The 18,294-nt window shown below is 34.9% G+C and carries 20 protein-coding genes; 7 read left to right on the top strand and 13 right to left on the bottom strand.

Going from position 1 to position 18,294, the window contains the following annotated elements; genetic code table 11:
* Window positions 1-210: 210 nt before the first annotated feature.
* Together NKR20_RS08280 and NKR20_RS08275 are read right to left on the bottom strand one after the other, a co-directional pair.
* Entirely contained in the window at window positions 211-396 is a 186-nt protein-coding gene (locus NKR20_RS08280; protein ID WP_253425249.1) for a hypothetical protein, read from the bottom strand.
* 101 nt (window positions 397-497) lie between these two features.
* On the bottom strand, window positions 498-1,043 hold the full coding sequence (locus NKR20_RS08275; RefSeq protein ID WP_253428092.1) for a cupin domain-containing protein: 546 nt from the start codon (window positions 1,041-1,043) through the stop codon (window positions 498-500).
* Between the two features lie 342 nt (window positions 1,044-1,385).
* Between NKR20_RS08275 and NKR20_RS08270 the strand changes: the two genes are divergently transcribed.
* From NKR20_RS08270 to NKR20_RS08260, 3 genes are all read left to right on the top strand, one after another.
* Complete coding sequence (locus tag NKR20_RS08270; RefSeq protein WP_245987605.1) at window positions 1,386-2,483, top strand: extracellular solute-binding protein; 1,098 nt, start codon at window positions 1,386-1,388, stop codon at window positions 2,481-2,483.
* 147 nt (window positions 2,484-2,630) lie between these two features.
* A complete protein-coding gene (locus NKR20_RS08265; RefSeq protein WP_121215350.1) occupies window positions 2,631-3,701 on the top strand; it encodes an ABC transporter ATP-binding protein in 1,071 nt (356 codons plus the stop codon).
* Between the two features lie 11 nt (window positions 3,702-3,712).
* On the top strand, window positions 3,713-5,419 hold the full coding sequence (locus NKR20_RS08260) for an ABC transporter permease (RefSeq protein WP_253425246.1): 1,707 nt from the start codon (window positions 3,713-3,715) through the stop codon (window positions 5,417-5,419).
* A 50-nt stretch (window positions 5,420-5,469) separates the two neighbouring features.
* Here the strand turns inward: NKR20_RS08260 and NKR20_RS08255 are convergent, their stop codons facing one another.
* The 11 genes from NKR20_RS08255 to trhO all read right to left on the bottom strand — a co-directional run bounded on the left by NKR20_RS08255 (window position 5,470) and on the right by trhO (window position 14,006).
* The gene (locus tag NKR20_RS08255; protein ID WP_121215352.1) at window positions 5,470-6,240 is read right to left on the bottom strand and encodes a sulfite exporter TauE/SafE family protein; all 771 of its coding nucleotides are present in this window, start codon (window positions 6,238-6,240) and stop codon (window positions 5,470-5,472) included.
* A gap of 3 nt (window positions 6,241-6,243) precedes the next feature.
* Window positions 6,244-6,471, bottom strand: a complete 228-nt coding sequence (locus tag NKR20_RS08250; protein ID WP_121215353.1) for a sulfurtransferase TusA family protein — start codon at window positions 6,469-6,471, stop codon at window positions 6,244-6,246.
* A 16-nt stretch (window positions 6,472-6,487) separates the two neighbouring features.
* Complete coding sequence (locus NKR20_RS08245; protein ID WP_121215354.1) at window positions 6,488-7,615, bottom strand: MBL fold metallo-hydrolase; 1,128 nt, start codon at window positions 7,613-7,615, stop codon at window positions 6,488-6,490.
* A 69-nt stretch (window positions 7,616-7,684) separates the two neighbouring features.
* On the bottom strand, window positions 7,685-8,080 hold the full coding sequence (locus NKR20_RS08240) for a DsrE/DsrF/DrsH-like family protein (protein WP_121215355.1): 396 nt from the start codon (window positions 8,078-8,080) through the stop codon (window positions 7,685-7,687).
* Window positions 8,081-8,095: 15 nt separating this feature from the next.
* Entirely contained in the window at window positions 8,096-8,647 is a 552-nt protein-coding gene (locus tag NKR20_RS08235) for a sulfurtransferase TusA family protein (protein WP_121215356.1), read from the bottom strand.
* A 47-nt stretch (window positions 8,648-8,694) separates the two neighbouring features.
* The gene (locus NKR20_RS08230; protein ID WP_121215357.1) at window positions 8,695-8,991 is read right to left on the bottom strand and encodes a rhodanese-like domain-containing protein; all 297 of its coding nucleotides are present in this window, start codon (window positions 8,989-8,991) and stop codon (window positions 8,695-8,697) included.
* Window positions 8,992-9,003: 12 nt separating this feature from the next.
* Complete coding sequence (locus NKR20_RS08225) at window positions 9,004-9,351, bottom strand: rhodanese-like domain-containing protein (RefSeq protein WP_121215358.1); 348 nt, start codon at window positions 9,349-9,351, stop codon at window positions 9,004-9,006.
* Window positions 9,352-9,418: 67 nt separating this feature from the next.
* Complete coding sequence (locus NKR20_RS08220) at window positions 9,419-9,676, bottom strand: metal-sensitive transcriptional regulator (RefSeq protein WP_301286001.1); 258 nt, start codon at window positions 9,674-9,676, stop codon at window positions 9,419-9,421.
* Between the two features lie 118 nt (window positions 9,677-9,794).
* Window positions 9,795-11,354, bottom strand: coding sequence for an EVE domain-containing protein (locus NKR20_RS08215; protein WP_253425239.1), 1,560 nt, complete (start codon window positions 11,352-11,354; stop codon window positions 9,795-9,797).
* A gap of 113 nt (window positions 11,355-11,467) precedes the next feature.
* A complete protein-coding gene (aspA, locus tag NKR20_RS08210) occupies window positions 11,468-12,892 on the bottom strand; it encodes an aspartate ammonia-lyase (RefSeq protein WP_253425236.1) in 1,425 nt (474 codons plus the stop codon).
* Window positions 12,893-13,052: 160 nt separating this feature from the next.
* A complete protein-coding gene (gene trhO, locus NKR20_RS08205; protein WP_253425233.1) occupies window positions 13,053-14,006 on the bottom strand; it encodes an oxygen-dependent tRNA uridine(34) hydroxylase TrhO in 954 nt (317 codons plus the stop codon).
* Window positions 14,007-14,285: 279 nt separating this feature from the next.
* Here trhO and NKR20_RS08200 point away from each other — a divergent pair, with 279 nt between their 5' ends.
* The 4 genes from NKR20_RS08200 (at window position 14,286) to NKR20_RS08185 (ending at window position 18,272) form a co-directional block, all read left to right on the top strand.
* On the top strand, window positions 14,286-15,023 hold the full coding sequence (locus NKR20_RS08200) for a hypothetical protein (RefSeq protein ID WP_253425230.1): 738 nt from the start codon (window positions 14,286-14,288) through the stop codon (window positions 15,021-15,023).
* A gap of 109 nt (window positions 15,024-15,132) precedes the next feature.
* Entirely contained in the window at window positions 15,133-15,858 is a 726-nt protein-coding gene (gene sigI, locus NKR20_RS08195; protein ID WP_253425225.1) for an RNA polymerase sigma-I factor, read from the top strand.
* On the top strand, window positions 15,858-16,700 hold the full coding sequence (locus NKR20_RS08190) for an anti-sigma factor domain-containing protein (protein ID WP_253425221.1): 843 nt from the start codon (window positions 15,858-15,860) through the stop codon (window positions 16,698-16,700). The genes sigI and NKR20_RS08190 overlap by 1 nt, the downstream gene beginning before the upstream one ends.
* Window positions 16,701-16,880: 180 nt before the next feature.
* Window positions 16,881-18,272, top strand: coding sequence for a nucleoside-diphosphate sugar epimerase (locus tag NKR20_RS08185; protein ID WP_253425218.1), 1,392 nt, complete (start codon window positions 16,881-16,883; stop codon window positions 18,270-18,272).
* Window positions 18,273-18,294: the final 22 nt, after the last annotated feature.

Raw genomic sequence — 18,294 nt, 5'->3', positions numbered from 1 at the left:
AAACTAATTTAATAATAATATGCTCAACAAATGCTCTTACTAACAAGTTTCATTGAAAATAGTTACACTATCCGTTCCAACTATCGAAATTAAAACCATCATCATAATAATTTAGTAGAAGAGACATCAAATATCCGTGTGTAACGATGGGTGTATTTTCAAAGTCGCTTATCTGTTATAAAGGATATGTTATGAACATAAGTTAATTTGTCATTTACATTTAAACCAACCTCTTCTCAATGCTTTCTCTAAAACGTCTGAAGAAGCTAGTCCCTCCTTAACTTTGACACCTACAAGGGATAAGAGACCTCCCGCATGTTCTTCTTTCTTGCTTTTTACAATAATAAGCCATCTATCATTTTCCCTTACTGCACCTTCAACATTTACGATAAACATAAAGTTCCCCTTCGACTAAGTTACTAAATTTTGTAATCTCTTCTATATTATCTTTATAAAAAAATAGCACAAACCATAAATTTGGTTTGTACTACTTTTTCCTAATGATGTTCGTGTTCTGCAGCCATTGCATCTGCTTTTGTTGGATGAACTGTACCTTTTGGATGGTTTGGTGGAGCATAAATTGAATAAAGCTTAAGCGGGATGTGTCCGATATTTGTTAGATTGTGCCATGTTCCAGCTGGGATAAAAATAGCTGAATCATCTTTTACATATTCTTGAAAAGATAATTCCACTTGATTTTTGCCCATTTGAACAATTCCTAATCCTTGTTCCACTCGTAAAAATTGATCAACATCTGGATGCATTTCTAAACCAATACTTTCACCCGGCATTAAACTCATTAATGTTAATTGTAAATTTTCCCCTGTCCATAAAGCAGTACGAAACGTGTTATTTTGTTCAGCAGCTTCATGAATATCAACTACGTAAGGATTTCCGCCATAATCACTCATCATACCTGTAAAATTAGTTGATTGTTCATATCCAGGAATGTTACCTGCATGCCATTGATATTGGGGCATTCCGTAATAAACCATTGGCGTATAGTATACCATTTGATATGGCCAACCATAAGGATAGTACATATCATCATATCCCTTCATACATGATAAAAATATACTATGCAAATGATTGTAAAAATGTCTAAATGTTATTTTATATTTATGCAATTCTTCAAAAATCAAACTCACTCGATGTAATCCATTTATGGTGAGGGTTCACATCATACACCACTAAGGATATTTCAGTTTTCTATTATACATAGAATGACATTATCCACCAATTTCGTACTAAATTGTTGAATGCTGTAATAAACATAGATTATGAAAATGAAAGAGTTACATCAGCTCTTATTGTTTTCATTCTTTTTTGGCTATCTCTTCACTATTTGGAGTAGCAATAAAACTTCACTTTTAGGGGGTTGTTACGTGAAAAAGAGATGGATTTTCGGTATTTTCTTTGTTTTTTCATTCCTATTACTTGCTGCTTGTAGCGATGATGATTCGAGCAAAGAAACGAACACTACCGAAGAAACAACACCAGACACTGCTACAACGGAAGAATCAACGCCATCTGGTAAATTAGTCATTTACACTGGACGCGATGAAGGTCTCGTGCAAGGCGTGATTGAACGATTTAACGAAAAATATCCTGACATTGAAGTTGAATATTTAACAATGGGTGCTCAACAAATTTTAGAACGTTTACGTGCTGAAAAAGCGAATCCACAAGGTGACTTCTGGTGGGGTGGTACACAATCTGCATTGATAGTTGGTGCAAATGAAGATTTATTACACGAATGGGAACCGAGCTTTGCCGCAAGTATTGAAGACACACATAAAGATCCACAAGGTCGCTGGTTTGGAGAAATGTTATTACCAGAAGTTATTATGATTAATAGTGACGTCCTTTCAAAAGAAACAGGACCACAAGATTGGGATGATTTGCTTGATCCAAAATGGAAAGATCAAATTCTTATTCGTGGTGTGTTAGCATCGGGTACAATGCGTACGATTTACTCTTCTATGATTTATCGTCAAGGTGCCGATACGCCTGAAAAGGGGTATGATTGGCTATTAAAACTAGATGCCAATACAAAAGAATATACGCAAGATCCAAACCAATTGTATTTAAAGCTAACTCGTCAAGAAGGAACGGTTTCTTTATGGAATTTACAAGATATTTTGTTGAAAAAACATACAACAGACTATCCATTTGATTATATTTATCCAAAAAGTGGTGCTCCAATTTTAGTAGATGGTGTTGCCGTTGTGAAAAACGCACCAAATCTTGAAAACGCACAATTATTTATGGAGTTTTTATTTGAAGAAGAATTAGTAACAGAATTAGCTCAAGAATATTATCAAATCCCTACAAGAACAGATATCGACTTAGAAGCAATGCCAGATTGGTTTAAAGAATTAGACTTAAAAACATTTGATATCGACTGGGAAGTGATGTCTGAGAAAGAGGCAGAATGGATGGAATATTGGGATACAAATGTTAAAGGTCGCGGTGGTAACTAAACTTAACCCGCTATCAATCAGTAGGTTCCACTACTAATTTGCTAACCCTCTCTTCTCTTATTTATAAATGCTTTTATTGGGTGTGACATCCTCTTGTCACACCCCTTTCTTCAATGAGGTCTATTTTTTCAAGAAAGGGGTTCTTGAATGAAAGGTGTTCATCTCAAACAAGTGACAAAATCCTTTGGCAACGTTCAAGCCATTAAAGATTTAAATTTATCAATTAAACCTGGTGAATTTTTTACGTTTCTTGGCCCGAGTGGTTGTGGGAAAACGACTACACTACGAATGATTGCAGGATTTTATTATCCAACAACTGGTCACATTTACTTTGATGAACAGAATGTCACAACTTTACAGCCAAACAAACGAAATATTGGGATGGTTTTTCAAAACTACGCCCTCTTTCCACATATGACAGTGGATGAAAATATCGCCTTTGGATTAAAGGTAAGAAAAATGCCGAAAAAAGAAATCGAAACGAAAGTGAATCGCATTCGAGAAATTGTTCATTTAGGTGAATATGGTCACCGAAAAATTAATGAATTATCCGGTGGTCAACAGCAACGTGTCGCACTTGCTCGAGCACTTGTGATTGAACCAGATATTTTGCTATTAGATGAACCCCTTTCGAATTTAGATGCGAAGCTACGTGAAGAAACACGATTTGAAATTAAACGAATTCAATCGGAACTCGGTGTAACAACGATTTATGTAACCCATGATCAAACAGAAGCTATGGCCATGTCTGACCGTATTATGGTAATGGAAAATGGTGAAGTTAAACAAATCGGAACACCTCAAGAAATTTATAATCGTCCAGTAAATCGATTTGTTTCGAACTTTATCGGTGAATCCAATACAATTGAAGCGAAAATTGAAACGGTTAGCGCCGATGATATTACCGTGCAAACAAAGGATGGCATGAGATTGCGCGGAAAAAAACAAAACGTCTCTCCCCTCGCCCAACTTGACCGTGAACAGACAATTTATGTTTCTGTTCGTCCTGAACTGATTCAATATGGTCCTGGTGAAAATGAAATGGTTGGGACAATTTCATTTGTAGAATTTACTGGTTTAAGTGCCCACTACCTTGTGAAAATGCAAAACTTCACATTGAAAGTCATGATTCTAAACGATGGGAGTCCATTAAAAAAAGTTGGCGAGCAAATAATGTTAAACATTCCTTCTGAAAATCTTTATTTTCTCGGTGAATAGGAGGAGATGCGTTGAATAATCCTTTTGAGTCAAAATGGTCCCGCCTTACTCAATCTCCTTATTTCATTTATTTGCTTATCTCGCCCTTATTTCTTATTTTATTTGCTTATGTAGTGTATCCGTTCTATCAAACCTTTCTTCAAAGTTTTAATGGAGAAGATACTTTATTAAACTATAAAAAGTTTTTTAGTTTAGCTAGTCCTGCCAATTTAGAAGCCCTCTGGAATAGTGTCTATATTTCAGTCTTTAGTGTCATTACGTGTGCAATTGTTGGTGTCACTATGGCATTTTTATTAGAGCGCTATGAATTTCCTGGGCGCCGTTTATTATCGGTTTTAGTATTAGTTCCAATGGCACTTCCCCCTTTAGTTGGGGTACTGTCTTTTACATTTTTATATGGAGAAAGTGGCATCATTCCGAGAGGCATTCAAGCTTTATTTCATCTTGACAAAGTACCTTTTGCATTAAAAGGAATTTGGGGAGTCATCGTTGTTCACACATTTACGATGTATACGTATTTTTATTTAACAGCCTCTGCTGCAATTAAAGGATTTGATCCATCATTAGAAGAAGCCGCAACAAGTTTAGGAGCGGGTCGAATACGAGTTTGGTTAAAGATTATCTTACCAATGTTAACTCCCTCTATGGTGGCAGCTTCCCTCCTTGTGTTTATGGTGTCAATGGCTTCCTATACAGCCCCACTCATGTTTGGGGTTGATCGTACAATGACGATGCAAATTTATTTAGCTCGGACAAATGGAAATCTTGAAATGGCTGCAACACAATCCACCATTCTTTCTATTGTATCTATTACCTTTTTAATCTTGATGCGGTGGTATCAAAATCGGCGAAACTATCAAAATTTAAGTAAAGGTATTAGTGTGCACCGTTCCGAAGTGTCATCCAAACCATTAAAGATGTTAGCGGTCATTGGCTCATTTATCGGAACACTTGTGTTAATTTTACCGATATTAGTGCTGGTACTTATTTCATTTTCAGTCGATGGATCTTGGACTGTTCAAGTATTACCGCCAAAATATACATTCGACCATTATATTGCCCTCTTTACTGATGAACGAACGTGGCGACCGATTTGGAATTCGATTCAAATGTCCTTTGTAGCAACTATTGGGAATATTTTATTTGGGGTTGCCGCTGCGTATGCGATGGTACGGCTTCAGTTTAAGGGGAAGACTTTGTTGGACATTTTGATTATGGTTCCGTGGGCATTACCTGGTACGGTTGTTGCGGTGAATATTATTGCTGCCTTTAGTACGGAAAATATTTTTGCGTTTAACCAAGTATTAATCGGCACGTTTTGGATTTTACCACTAGCTTACTTTATTCGTCATTTGCCACTTGTCTTTCGTTCCACGTCTGCCTCACTTATGCAGCTTGATCAGTCGATTGAGGAAGCCGCAAGAAGTTTAGGTGCAACTTGGTGGTATACATTCCGAAGAGTTGTCTTGCCTTTAACATTTACAGGCGTTTTAGCGGGTACGTTACTTGCCTTTGTACAAAGTATCGGTGAATTTGTGGCGTCGATTTTAATTTACAGTACATCGACTATTCCATTATCTGTGGCGATTTTCCAAAAGCTTTATGCCTTTGATTTTGGAACAGCTTGCGCTTATGGCGTTTTACAAATTGTGTTAATTTTAATTGTATTAGTCATCTCAGAAAAGCTTTCAAAAGGCAGTGCCGGAACAGCACTTTAAATAAATAGAGAGAGATTCACGCATACTAGTGAACCTCTCTCTACTTTACTTTATAATAGGTCAATCCAAATTTTAATCGTCGTAACTAAAATTAATGCTGCCAAAATACTTTGTAATGCTCTTGTGTTCAACTTCTGGCTTATCTTTGCCCCAATCGGCGCGGCAATGATTCCAGCTAGGATGATAATGATTGCTACTGAGTAATTGACTTGACCCGTTAAGATTTTACCAGCAGAACCCGCAATAGAAGATATTAGCGTTATAGCAAGGCTTGATGCAATAGCCATATGGGTTGGAATTCGAAAGACTAGTAGCAAAATTGGTATGATTAAAAATCCTCCACCTGCACCGACAATCCCAGAACCAATCCCTACTAAAAATGCTAATATTGCTGCAAGCGGCTTATTGAACGTGACTTCTTGTAACTGAGGTTCCTCCTGTTTTGGAATAAACATCATAATGGCTGCTAGTAAGGATAAGATACCGTAGACAATATTCACTGCACTTTCAGGTAATATGCTCGAACCAAAACTTCCAATGATTGTTCCAAATAGGACAGAGATACCCATAACAGCGATTAACGATTGATTTAACAAACCACCTTTTCTAAAACCTAATACACCTGCCATTGACACGAACAAAACGTCCAAAGCACTTATTCCAGATACTTCGTGGGCTGTTAATGCTTGAAATCCGAACAGTGGTGGAATCATCAAGAGCAAGGGATATTTCACAATTGCGCCACCGATTCCAAGCATGCCAGATAGCAATGAACCAATGAACCCAATCGTGAAAAGTAATACAATATATTCGATAGTCATGAGTTACCCTTTTTGAATGAAGAACTTGATAACGTCTGACTCTTCACGATGTTCCAACACTGTATGTCCTCCAGCATTCGCCCAAGCTGGTATATCTGATAATGCACCTTTATCTGTTACATGCACTTCTAGTACTTCCCCAGCAAATAACGTATCCATTTCTTTTTTTGTTCTGATAATCGGCATCGGACATGATAAACCTTTAACATCTAAAATTTTAACTACTTCCATATTTTTCACTTCCCTGTTATCGTACTGCACAGCGATTTGGACCAATTTCCATTTCTGTTTGTTCCTCATCGTCTGGTGTTATTTTTCCCATGTTGACTTGACGAATTTGTTGGTAAGCATTCGGTTGTGGTGGAAGTTGTTCTGTTACCGTTTTTCGGAATTCTTCTTCATCCGATATATTTAATCCATGATTTGCATTGAATAATTCACTAAGTGGTTTAGCAACTGTACCATCTTCATTTAACTCATCGATGATCATAAAATGCGCGGGTAGAACAATTAGATCTTTAGCTAATTCACGATAACGTTTATAAAGTGTTTCACGTAAATCGCCTACCCAATCTTCCGCTTTCCCTGCTAAATCAGGGCGTCCAATTGAATCAATAAATAAAATATCCCCCGTTAATAAATACTTCTCATCTACAATAAAAGATGTGGAACCAATTGTATGCCCTGGTGAATAAAGTGCTCCGACCTCAAGTTGAGACGCACCAATTTGCACTTTTAAATTATCCTCAAGAGACGTGAATTCAAATGTCACTTCTTCTGCATCTTTCGGTGGCAAATAATACGTAGCACCAGTCAATTCTGCGATTTGTCGTCCACCTGAAATATGGTCTGCATGTAAGTGGGTATCGAAGACATGTTTAATTGTTACATTTTTTTCTTTTGCAAAATTGATAAACACATCTGTGAAACGAACAGCATCAATGATAGCAGCTTCCCCTTCAGAAATCACCATGTAGGATAGGCAACCTTTCCCTAGACGTACAAATTGGTAAAGCTCTCCTCCACTAGATAAATCTCCTACTTTAATTGGTTCTAAATACGTACTCCATGATTTCATACCACCTTCAAGATAATATACATCTTGACGCGTTTCTGCAATCATATTTGCAACAAATACGGAAGAACCTTCTTTTGCACACAAAACTAACACATCTTGATTTGCTGGAATTTTAGGTAGTATTTCTTCAACCCCATCTAATAATTCAAAATAAGGTACATTTAAATAGTTGAAATTGTGGCCTTCAATTTTCCAATCTTCAAAAGCATCCTGATTTCGAACATCTATAATAAATAACTCTTTATTTTCAATTACTTTACGAGCAACTTGTGCTGCTGTCATTTTAGTAGCCGTCATATCAAATTACCCCCATAGGTATTATTTTTAGTATTTTTATAGTGGAAGGTGTAACCCTTCCACTCATTATTAAAACGTTAACGTTGGAGATGCATCTTTCGCAAATTCAAGGAAAGTTACTGCTCCCCCTACTTCAATACCATCGATAAAATCATCTTTTGTAAGACCCATTACATCCATCGTCATTTGACAACCAATAAATTTCACACCTAGTTCTTGTGCCATTTCCACTAGTTGAGGAATTGATGGTACATTTGCTTTCGCAAACCCTTCAGCAATATGTTCTTTTCCTTCTGGTAATGGCAGTGCGTGCATTGCTTGTTTATGAATTAAGTTTAATCCTTCAAAGGTAAAGAAAATCGCTACCTCTTTTTCCGTTGCCGCTGCTGCTGTGGCAATATTAAATACTTTATAAGCGTCAAAAACCCCACCGTTACTTGCAATAATCGCTACTTTGTTAGACATGTTACATTCCCCCATTTATAATTTTTTTGATAAATTGCCCTTCCAAGCAGTTATTCCTGGAACGACATTAAATACTTTCTTAAATCCATTTGCTGCAAGCTTTTTTGCAGCAAAATCACTACGCTTACCAGTACGACAAACAACATAGATTTCTAGATCTTTATTTATTTCATTTATACGGTTTTCTAATTCACCTAAAGGGATGGATTTTGCCCCTTTAATATGACCAAAAGCATATTCGACTTCTTCACGAACATCTAATATTACGCCACTTTCAAGACTTTGAAGTTCATCAATAGAAACCGTATGCTCAAAAGGTTTTTCTTCAATGGATTCATTTGAGCATTTTCGAATATAGTGCTTTAACAAATTTCCTTCTTCAATCGTTCCAATAAATTGATGACCTACTGAATCAGCCCATGCTGCTAAATCAGCCTTTGAACCTTTATCAGTTGCTAAAACTTCTAAAATTTGCCCTTCCTGTAAGCTATCCATTGCTTTTTTCGTTTTCACAATAGGCATTGGACATGCTAGCCCTTTTGCATCTAATTGAACATCACCTTGCATATTACAAACCTCCTATACCTCACAGGGTATTAAATCACTCAAAAAAATTATTCTATCTTTCCTTCCCATTCAAGCATTCCACCGGCCATATTCATCACATTAAAACCATGGCTTTGTAAATATTGAGTAGCTTGTGCACTTCTTCCACCAGAACGACAAACCATAATATATTGCTTATTTTTATCAAGTTCATTTTGGCGGAATCCAAGTAATCCAAGTGGGATGTGAAGAATATTTGGTATATGCCCAGCCTCTACTTCGTGAACTTCTCGAACATCGATAAGATTTAACTGTTCACCAGCTTCTAATCGTTGTTGAACTTCTTTTGCACTGATTTCTTGCATTTGAATAACCTCCTAGTTTCTCCATGCACTCATGCCGCCACGAACATTCGTTACATTTTCAAAACCTAATTTCTTAAGTTGTTTACATGCTTGGGAGCTTCTCATGCCACTTTGACAAATCACAACAATTTCCTTGTCTTTTGGAAGTTTTGAGAAGTCCGAGCCTAATGGGATATTTTTAAATTGGCGAATATTACGTCCTTTAAATTCTCCAGGTGTTCGAACATCGATAAACAATTTATTTTCATCATTTAAAAGCGTTTTTAATTCCGAAGTTGAAATTGTTTTTACACCTTTTGCTGGTCGGAACCGCCAAATTAGAAATATGATTAATATCCCTATCACAAACCAAGTTTCCATAAACTACACCTCAATTCCAACCCATACCTGTATGGGTATAATTTTATTTATAAATAAAAAGTCGAAATTAACGACTCTTTACAAATAAATTCACTGCTTCTTGGATGGAGTTATTGAGAACTTCTTCATCTCCATTTGCGTTCTGAATACATTCAAGTAAATTTTGACTGACAATCAAGCCAATTGATCGGTCTACACCAGAACGGACAGCAGATAATTGAGTGATGACTTCTTTACAATCTTTGCCTTCATCCATCATCTTCAAAACTCCTCGAAGCTGACCTTCAATACGTTTAATTCTGTTTTTTAATTTATCATCATACATATTCAACTGTACTGCCCCTCCTTTAAGTTTATCTCTTGCTTACAGTTACATCATATACCCCTATAGGTATATTGTCAACAAAAATAACACCGTTTAATTTTAAACGGTGTTTTATAACTTATTTCTTTAATATTGCTTTCAATTCTTCAATACTCAATACATGGTCACGCTTCCTGTGCAACATTCGATGACAGTTAGCACAAACAGGAGCTAAGTCTTTTTCTGGGTCAATTTCAACCGCTTTATCTAACGTGCTCAATGGTTTTACATGATGTACTTCAATAAAATCTTTCCCATGTTCCCCGTACACTTCCTCATAATTAAACCCACATACCATACAAGATGTACCATGAATTTCGATTGCTCGTAATCGATTCGTGGCTTTTCTTTCATATCGATTACCATAATACTGTTTCACTTCCCCATCTTTGTAGAATGATGGGTATTGTGATTTCTCTGCTTGTAAATCTTGGACAATCGTATAATGCAAACGTTTTTTATTAAAAAGAGTACTAAAACTATTTCGAGGCTCCTTAATCCATGAATCTACTTGATAATGAATCATCGAAACATCTTCTAAATTCACGTCTGGATTGTGTGCAAATAATAATTCCACTGCCTTTTGTTTTGCTTTAGCAAATAAATTTTTCGATGAACTATTCGCTACTTGCACTGAACTAACAACCTGATGATTCTCTATTAACAATACATCATATATAAAAGGCTCTTCATTCGTGAACTTTTTAACGGTAATTACATAGAATGGTGTTTCTTGTCCTTTTACATAATCTTTATTGCTAAGTTCCGAGTTAAACTTCTCCTGATTAAATTTTGCACTATGTGTCATTTTCTCTTTCCATAATTCATCTAACGAGGTTACTTGATCTTTATTTACTAAATAATTAGTTTGATTCGACATTTTAAGAATTAATAGATTTTTAAGTTTTGGATGTTCTAATAATTCCTGTCGAGTAATAAACCCCTCAACCAATAAACTATCTTCAATTTCTATTGGCACTTTTAATGTTTGCTCTAGTCCATCTGTATTATTCCAATAATGGCTTGGATCATTGTTTAAAAAAGGGACTCCTGTAATCTTTCCTTTTGCGATAACACCTCCAGTTCCTTTTTGACCACCATCAGAACGCCATATATAAACTGTATCTCCAATTTTAATTTTATTTTGATAATGCTCTTGCTTTAAATTCCAAATAATGTTTGTATTCTCACTAAGATAGTCATTTATTCTAAAATGAATCGGGTTTCCCTGAAAAATCCACGTATTGTTTTGTGTCTCTTGTAATTTCTTCCCTTGATTCTTTTGATAACTTTGCAAAAATTCATCCCAGTTATCAAAGTTTATTACGTTTTCAAATTGCTCTTGAAAGAAATTTTCCCATTCCGATCCTGGTAAGTCTGGATACCCCATTTGTGCTGCTACCCATGTAAAAAAGCCTTCTCCCGGTCTTTGCGTATCACGATTGACTACAAGAACTGATAAAGGAGGAAAACCCTTTTGAATACAGCGATATGATACTTCCCCCAAAGGTTCATTCAGTTTTATAGGTGGAATAGCCCCATTTAACGCTTTGCTTAATTGTCCATACTCGATTACAGTGTGCTTTTTTACGCAATCTATTAAGATTTCTTTTAATCGAACTAATAGTTTTTCATTCAAGACTACTTCACCCTTTAATTTTATTTGTCAGTTTTTACCATTTTATCATTTTAAAGATGCGTAAATGAATAAAAAAAGAAAGAACTCATTACCCGAGTTCTTCCTTCATATCATTAATGTTTTACTAAATCTCTACCACCAGCAATACCTGGGCGAGTCATTTCATATGGATTTAAGATTTGGTCAAGTTGTTCTTCTGTTAATGCACCAGATTTTAAGCATAGTTCACGAACAGATTGACCTGTTGAAATTGCTTCTTTTGCAATTTGTGCTGCTAACTCATAGCCGATGTGTGGGTTCACAGCTGTGATAATACCTACACTTTTTTCAACGTATTCTTTTAAATGTTCTTCATTTGCTTTAATGCCGATTAAACATTTTTCAGTAAATGTTTTAAAGACATTGCTCATAATCGAAATTGATTGAATTAAGTTGAAGAATAATACTGGCTCCATTACGTTCAGTTCAAATTGCCCAGCTTCTGATGCTTGGGAAATCGTTAAATCGTTCCCAATCACTTGGAATGCAACTTGGTTTACCACTTCTGCCATTACAGGGTTTACCTTACCTGGCATAATAGATGAACCTGGTTGACGTGCCGGAAGAATAATTTCAAACAATCCATCGCGCGGTCCAGATGCCATTAAACGTAGGTCATTTGCAATTTTTGACATATTAATCATACAAACTTTTAATGCAGCCGATACTTCTGTATAGCAATCTGTATTTTGCGTAGCATCTACTAAATGTTCTGCACGACTTAATGGTAAGCCACTTAATTCGCTAAGGTTTCGTACAACTGCATCAATATAAGTTGGGTCCGCATTTAATCCTGTACCAACTGCTGTTGCACCCATGTTCACTTCAAACAAGTGATGTCTTGAAAGTGAAATACGATCAATGTCACGTCCAACAACACGGCTATATGCTTCAAATTCTTGCCCTAATAAAATCGGCACAGCATCTTGAAGATGTGTACGACCCATTTTAATAATGCCAGCGAATTCTTTTGATTTCGCAACAAAGGCACTATGCATTGCTTTCGTTGATTCAATCAGTTCATTCATTAAACTTAAAACCGCAATATGTGTTGCAGTTGGGAAAGCATCGTTTGTTGATTGAGACATATTAATATGCGTATTTGGGCTAATAACTTTATAGTTTCCTTTTTCCTCACCCATCAATTCAAGTGCGCGGTTTGCAATCACTTCATTTGCATTCATATTCACAGAAGTACCTGCTCCCCCTTGAATTGGGTCCACAATGAATTGGTCATTCCATTTACCTGCAATGACTTCATCACAAGCTTGTAAAATGTATTGACCAATATTTTGATCTAACATGCCTACTTCAATATTGGCAAGTGCTGCAGCTTTTTTTACAATCCCTAGAGATTTAATTAGTTCAGGATGAATTCGATACGCCGTAATCGGAAAGTTTTCCACCGCTCTCATTGTTTGAACGCCATAATAAGCATTTACCGGTATTTGTTTTTCCCCTAGAAAATCTTTTTCAATACGAAATTCTGTTGCACCCATAATATGATTCTCCCTTTTTTGAACAGTTTAATTAATCTATTTATTAGATAAAACCTATCTCATTATTAGATTAACACAAATTTTGGAGAAATAAAGTTTTTTAAATTTAAAGAAAATAAAAAAAGAAGGAACCTATTTTCATAAGTCCCTTCAATCCTAGTTAGACTAGCGTTTCCTCTAGCCATTTGATTTGTTGTTGTACAAATTCTTCTGTTAAGTTGTGCTTTACAATATAACGGTTTCGCTCATGTTTTGAACATTCAATTGTACAGCCACCTAAATGTTTACGTTCGTTTTCCTCAGAACATAAAATTTGTTTATTACATTCTGGGTTCGCACAATTTACATAACGTTCACATGGTGTTCCATCAAAATGATCTTTCCCCACAACTACATGCTCAACCTGATTAATCGGTACAGTTAGTCTTTCGTCAAATACATACATTTGACCATCCCAAAGCTGTCCTTTTGCTACTGGATCTTTCCCATAAGTTGCAATACCGCCATGAAGTTGACCAACATCTTCTCCAATTCCTTCACGCTTTAACCAGCCAGAGAATTTTTCACATCGAATCCCACCAGTACAATATGTTAATACCCGTTTCCCTTCGAATAGTTCACGGTTTTCACGTACCCATTGTGGAGTATCACGGAATGTTTCTACTTCTGGACGAATCGCCCCACGGAAATGACCTACTTCATATTCGTAAGTGTTACGTACATCCAGTACAACTGTATCTTCCTGTTGCATTTCTTCAAAGAATTGTTCTGGAGAAAGATATCGACCTGTAATTTCTTTTGGATTGATATCATCTTCAAGACTTAAATTTACTAACTCTGGACGTGGACGAACATGCATTTTCTTAAACGCATGACCTTCAGCTTCGTCAATTTTGAAAACAATGCCTTCAAATAAAGAATTGTTTTTCATCATTTCCATATAAGCATTTGTATCTTCAATCGTACCTGACACAGTGCCGTTAATTCCTTCAGCTGCAACTAGAATTCTGCCTTTTAAGTTTAATGCTTTACATGCCTCTAAATGCTCAGCAGAAAAAGCAGCAGGATCTTCTATAGTCGTATAGTGATAATAAAGTAATACTTGGTAATTCAATTTTCATTCCACCTATCATGTATATTTGCAGGATATAACCTGATAGTTTCTTTGAATAATACTTTGTGTCCAAAAAAAGAGCGGTTTTTATCATTAACCGCCATGAAAAGTATTAAAACTATATTAATACAATAACATATTAATAATTTGATTTCCCTCGGTCATAAGTTTGAAGTTTTTAAAAAAAATTTTTAACCTACCCCCATAAATATTCTACAACTCTACGAATAAATAAGTGTCCGAGGTTAAATTGGACAAATACAAATAGAGGTGACTAATATGAAATTCAAAAAAACAGGCGTAGCAATCCTTGCAGCATCATTAACAATCGCAGGATCAAGCTTTGCACTTGCAGACGAAAACTTATTTAAATCAGCAGATGAAACAACAGAAATTACAACAAATGAATCATTAGACACTACTACTGATGTTACAACAGAAGAAAACACGACAACTGAACAAAGTGACACTAATGTTGTGGATGTTAGCGATTTAATTACAGAATCTGAAGAAAACAAAGAAACAGAGGATACAGGAGCAACAGAAGTGGTTGAACCTACTGAAGATACTACAGAATCTGAAGCTGAAACAACATCTGAAGATAACAACAAAGTATCTAAATTCCCTGAAATTCCTGCTGGTTATACAGCTGGTAACTTAGTGGCATTAAAACAAGCTTATGAAAATGCAGGTAATGATACAGCAAAAGCTGCGATTGTAAGAAACGCAGAAAGAGCAATCGCGAAATTTGAAGCAAAACAAGCTGCTAAAAAACAAGAAACTACTACTGATGAAACGAAAGCACCTGCTACAAAGCCTGTAGTTGAGGAAACTACTAAACAAGCAACAAAAACTCAAGTAAAGGCTCTTAAAGAAGAACATAAACAAGAGAAAAAAGAGCTGAGAGAAAAACAAAAAGAAGAAAAACAAGCTTTAAAAGCTGAACATAAATCTGAAATAGAAGCGTTAAAACCAAATCACAATGCAGAAAAACAAGCTGGAAAAAATAAAAAGTAAAATTATCCAATAATATTAAAATATTATTTCAATACACAAGGATTACTTTTCATTTCCGTGAAAGCCATATACAATCAAGGAATTCATTGAGCGATAACGGAGGGTATGTATGCTTTTGTCTATTATTCATGGGATTTTTAATAAAAAACAAAATATGAATGAGCTTGCTCAATTAGCAAAAGCAGGCGATAAGGAGGTTTTACATGACCTCCTTTTTGCTAATACCGCATTTATGAAAAAAACTGCTTCCTTCGTTTGTAAACGACCCATTGACGAACATGATGAAGAGTTTAGTATTGCAATGAATGCGTTTCATGACGCAATTGTCACCTTTGAACCTTCAAAAGGCGCATCATTTCTTACTTTTGCCCACTTAATCATCAAACGAAGATTAGTTGATTTTATTCGTCAAGAAAGTGCTCGAAACGAAAAATTACAATACGTCGATGAATCATCTCAAACCTTTTTAGATCATCAATCAATCCATACATATACAGAAACACAACAAGTTGAAGATAGAAAAGAAGAGTTAGTTCTATACAGACAAGCTCTTGCAAATTACAATTTATCCTTCAAAGAGCTAACAAAATGCTCTCCAAAACATACGGATTCAAGAAAGACTGCTTTTTATATTGCTCAAATCATTTCAGAGAGCGATGAACTTTATACCTATTTAATATCAAATAAAAAACTACCTATAAAAGAGATTGAGTCACTAGTTGAAGTATCAAGAAAAACCATTGAACGTCATCGTAAATACATTATTGCAGTAGTATTATTGTTAAATAGTGATTTTAATTTCTTAAAAGATTATGTAAAAGGAGAAATCATTTAATGCGGACCTACAAAGGAATTGTTTGTGAAAAAAATAAATACGATATGATTTTCATGACAAGAAATGGTGAATTTCTTCGCGGCATTCCTTTGCATGCTAACGCTGAAATTGGTGATGAAGTAGAATTTCGATTAACTGCTACCCCTAATCGCCGTAGGACTTTAAAGTTTTTAGCACCAGCAATTGTAGCTGCTTTAATTATGTTACTCCTAACCTCTTCATTGTTTTATCAATCAAACAATGTCTATGCAACTATTCAATTAGAAGGGGAAAAATCGATTGAATTTAAGGTAGATAAAAACGGGAAAGTTATTTCAGCACGATCACTTAAAGATGAAAAACTTGAACTCAATCATTATCAAGGTAAATCGATCGATGTCGTTATTACTGATGTAATAGAAGAATTTCCACCCAAAAATGAAGATTATGAAATTAATACGAATTATAAAAATCAAGTAGATACAAATTTAAATGATAGAATTGAAAAAGCACTTAAACAACATAAAGAAAAACAACATTCAAAACCTTCTGAAGTGGAAGATATAAAAAATCAAGAGACACCAATTAAAGAAAAAGAATCGAAAAATGAAAATAATCCAAATAGTAAACAGTCTATACAAAAACCAAACAACGAGAACAAAAAAGCTATAACACCAGAGCATACAAATCCTCAAAATAATAAAATGAAAGAGAAACAAACACCTCCTGGACAAGAAAAAGTAGAACAACAACAGCTTAAAAAAGAACAAAAGAGTAATGAAAACGCAAAACAATCTCAAAGTAACAACAAGAACAAATCTGAAAAACAGAATAATAACGGTAAAAAGGGAGATCAGAATTGATCTCCCTTTAAATTTTTTTACTTTATCTAGTTCTATTAGTCTTTATTAAAAAATATTATATTAAAGTGGACTATTCTATCTCTTTTTACTAGAAAATTATGAATATCGACAAAATTTTATAGTACTTTTTTATTTTGATAATTCATTTGAACGTTTATAATAGTTTTATGGAGGTATACGATGCTGAAAATTAAAAATATCGAATTTATTAAAACCGTTTATGATGAGTCTCTTTCTCATAATATCTTCTCTATTGCAAATATCCAATTTTCTAATTACCCTCCGATAAATGGAGCACTATTATATTGGAAAAAGAATTCATCTCGCTCTGAATTTACGGCTGAGGGCGATTATAAATTTTTCTATGATATGGCTAATATTACATATTATGCCTCAGTAAAATTCCCAAAAAACGTGAAACTTACTCGCGATCAAAAACAAGAACTAGCTTATATTTTACTTGATGAGCGAGGTTCTATTGGAACATATAGTTTAAAAACATATCCGAATCGCAAAAGAAGATTTAAGCCTAAGCAATCTTTAGAAAAATTAAACTTCCCTAAAGATTTTGATGTAACATCGATTCCTTCCTATGTAGGACCGATTATTGATGACCTTGATATGAAAGATATCCTTGAGGCAAACCCACATTTTACGAAGAAGTTTGTTCATGATTATTGTTTTTGGCGTTACAACTTAGTGAAATTGCATCCAAACGAATTTGAAGCATATTTGGATTATGTTGATTTTTCTTATGTTTGCTACGCTTGTGACCTATTGACTGAGAACTATTTAATCGACCATTTAGATCAAATCGATGTATCTTCTTTACAATATAATTATCCTGTGTTATCACGACTTTCAGCATCATTTAAAAGATATATTATTGAGGAATTACGTAGACAAAAAGTTAAAATGAATCAACATTTTGAAGATGAAATTGATTTGTTTATTGAAGACGATACGTATTTTAGTGAATATAGTACCATCCACTTATTAGATGACGAGGTACCTGAGGAAGAGGAAGAAATTTTAGAGTTCCAATTTTTTGAATTTGACCGTGGACTATACAAGTGGCCAGGTAGTGAACATATGGTGAAAGGTATTCCTTCTTTAGCTTGTCAAATTTATGATGAAATGGGTTATAAAAAACGTTCCAATAAAGAAATGGATGCAATTTTCAAAGGATACTCTGATAAGCAAGTAGAACTAATTAGTGCAATCTTTGAACCACACTGGTTACACCGTTATCGAGACGCACTTGATTGGAATATCGTTTGTCAATATAATGAGCATTTAACTGATGAATTTTTAAATGCCCATTTACAATATGTCGATTTTGAAGCACTCGGTAACAATTTATGGTGTGAGCTTTCAGAATCGTTTATAGAAAAACATATCAATCAGTTTAACCATAACAAACCAGTACCGATTATCATCCGTCATTTAACAGAGCAATTGTACCTAAATCATAAAGATACAATCAAAGTTGATTCAGACCTTTTATATCAATATTATGATTCTATCGGAAATGAAGAATATGAAAAACTACAAAATTTATTGAGTGAATAGAATTTTATCGCTGGACAGGTAC

Origin of the sequence: Ureibacillus endophyticus (genome assembly GCF_024159215.1) — a bacterium.
Classification (GTDB): Bacteria; Bacillota; Bacilli; order Bacillales_A; family Planococcaceae; genus Ureibacillus; species Ureibacillus endophyticus.
Note: the sequence above shows the minus strand (reverse complement) of the source record. Positions and strands in the feature narration are given on the sequence as shown.

Bases quoted from the DNA above. Each gene is read 5' to 3' on its own strand.
- NKR20_RS08280 (WP_253425249.1), bottom strand. From the start codon at position 396: ATGTTTATCGTAAATGTTGAAGGTGCAGTAAGGGAAAATGATAGATGG.
- NKR20_RS08275 (WP_253428092.1), bottom strand. From the start codon at position 1,043: ATGTACTATCCTTATGGTTGGCCATATCAAATGGTATACTATACGCCA.
- NKR20_RS08265 (WP_121215350.1), top strand. From the start codon at position 2,631: ATGAAAGGTGTTCATCTCAAACAAGTGACAAAATCCTTTGGCAACGTT.
- NKR20_RS08255 (WP_121215352.1), bottom strand. From the start codon at position 6,240: ATGACTATCGAATATATTGTATTACTTTTCACGATTGGGTTCATTGGT.
- NKR20_RS08250 (WP_121215353.1), bottom strand. From the start codon at position 6,471: ATGGAAGTAGTTAAAATTTTAGATGTTAAAGGTTTATCATGTCCGATG.
- NKR20_RS08245 (WP_121215354.1), bottom strand. From the start codon at position 7,615: ATGACGGCTACTAAAATGACAGCAGCACAAGTTGCTCGTAAAGTAATT.
- NKR20_RS08240 (WP_121215355.1), bottom strand. From the start codon at position 8,080: ATGTCTAACAAAGTAGCGATTATTGCAAGTAACGGTGGGGTTTTTGAC.
- NKR20_RS08235 (WP_121215356.1), bottom strand. From the start codon at position 8,647: ATGCAAGGTGATGTTCAATTAGATGCAAAAGGGCTAGCATGTCCAATG.
- NKR20_RS08230 (WP_121215357.1), bottom strand. From the start codon at position 8,991: ATGCAAGAAATCAGTGCAAAAGAAGTTCAACAACGATTAGAAGCTGGT.
- NKR20_RS08225 (WP_121215358.1), bottom strand. From the start codon at position 9,351: ATGGAAACTTGGTTTGTGATAGGGATATTAATCATATTTCTAATTTGG.
- NKR20_RS08220 (WP_301286001.1), bottom strand. From the start codon at position 9,676: ATGTATGATGATAAATTAAAAAACAGAATTAAACGTATTGAAGGTCAG.
- aspA (WP_253425236.1), bottom strand. From the start codon at position 12,892: ATGGGTGCAACAGAATTTCGTATTGAAAAAGATTTTCTAGGGGAAAAA.
- NKR20_RS08200 (WP_253425230.1), top strand. From the start codon at position 14,286: ATGAAATTCAAAAAAACAGGCGTAGCAATCCTTGCAGCATCATTAACA.
- sigI (WP_253425225.1), top strand. From the start codon at position 15,133: ATGCTTTTGTCTATTATTCATGGGATTTTTAATAAAAAACAAAATATG.
- NKR20_RS08190 (WP_253425221.1), top strand. From the start codon at position 15,858: ATGCGGACCTACAAAGGAATTGTTTGTGAAAAAAATAAATACGATATG.
- NKR20_RS08185 (WP_253425218.1), top strand. From the start codon at position 16,881: ATGCTGAAAATTAAAAATATCGAATTTATTAAAACCGTTTATGATGAG.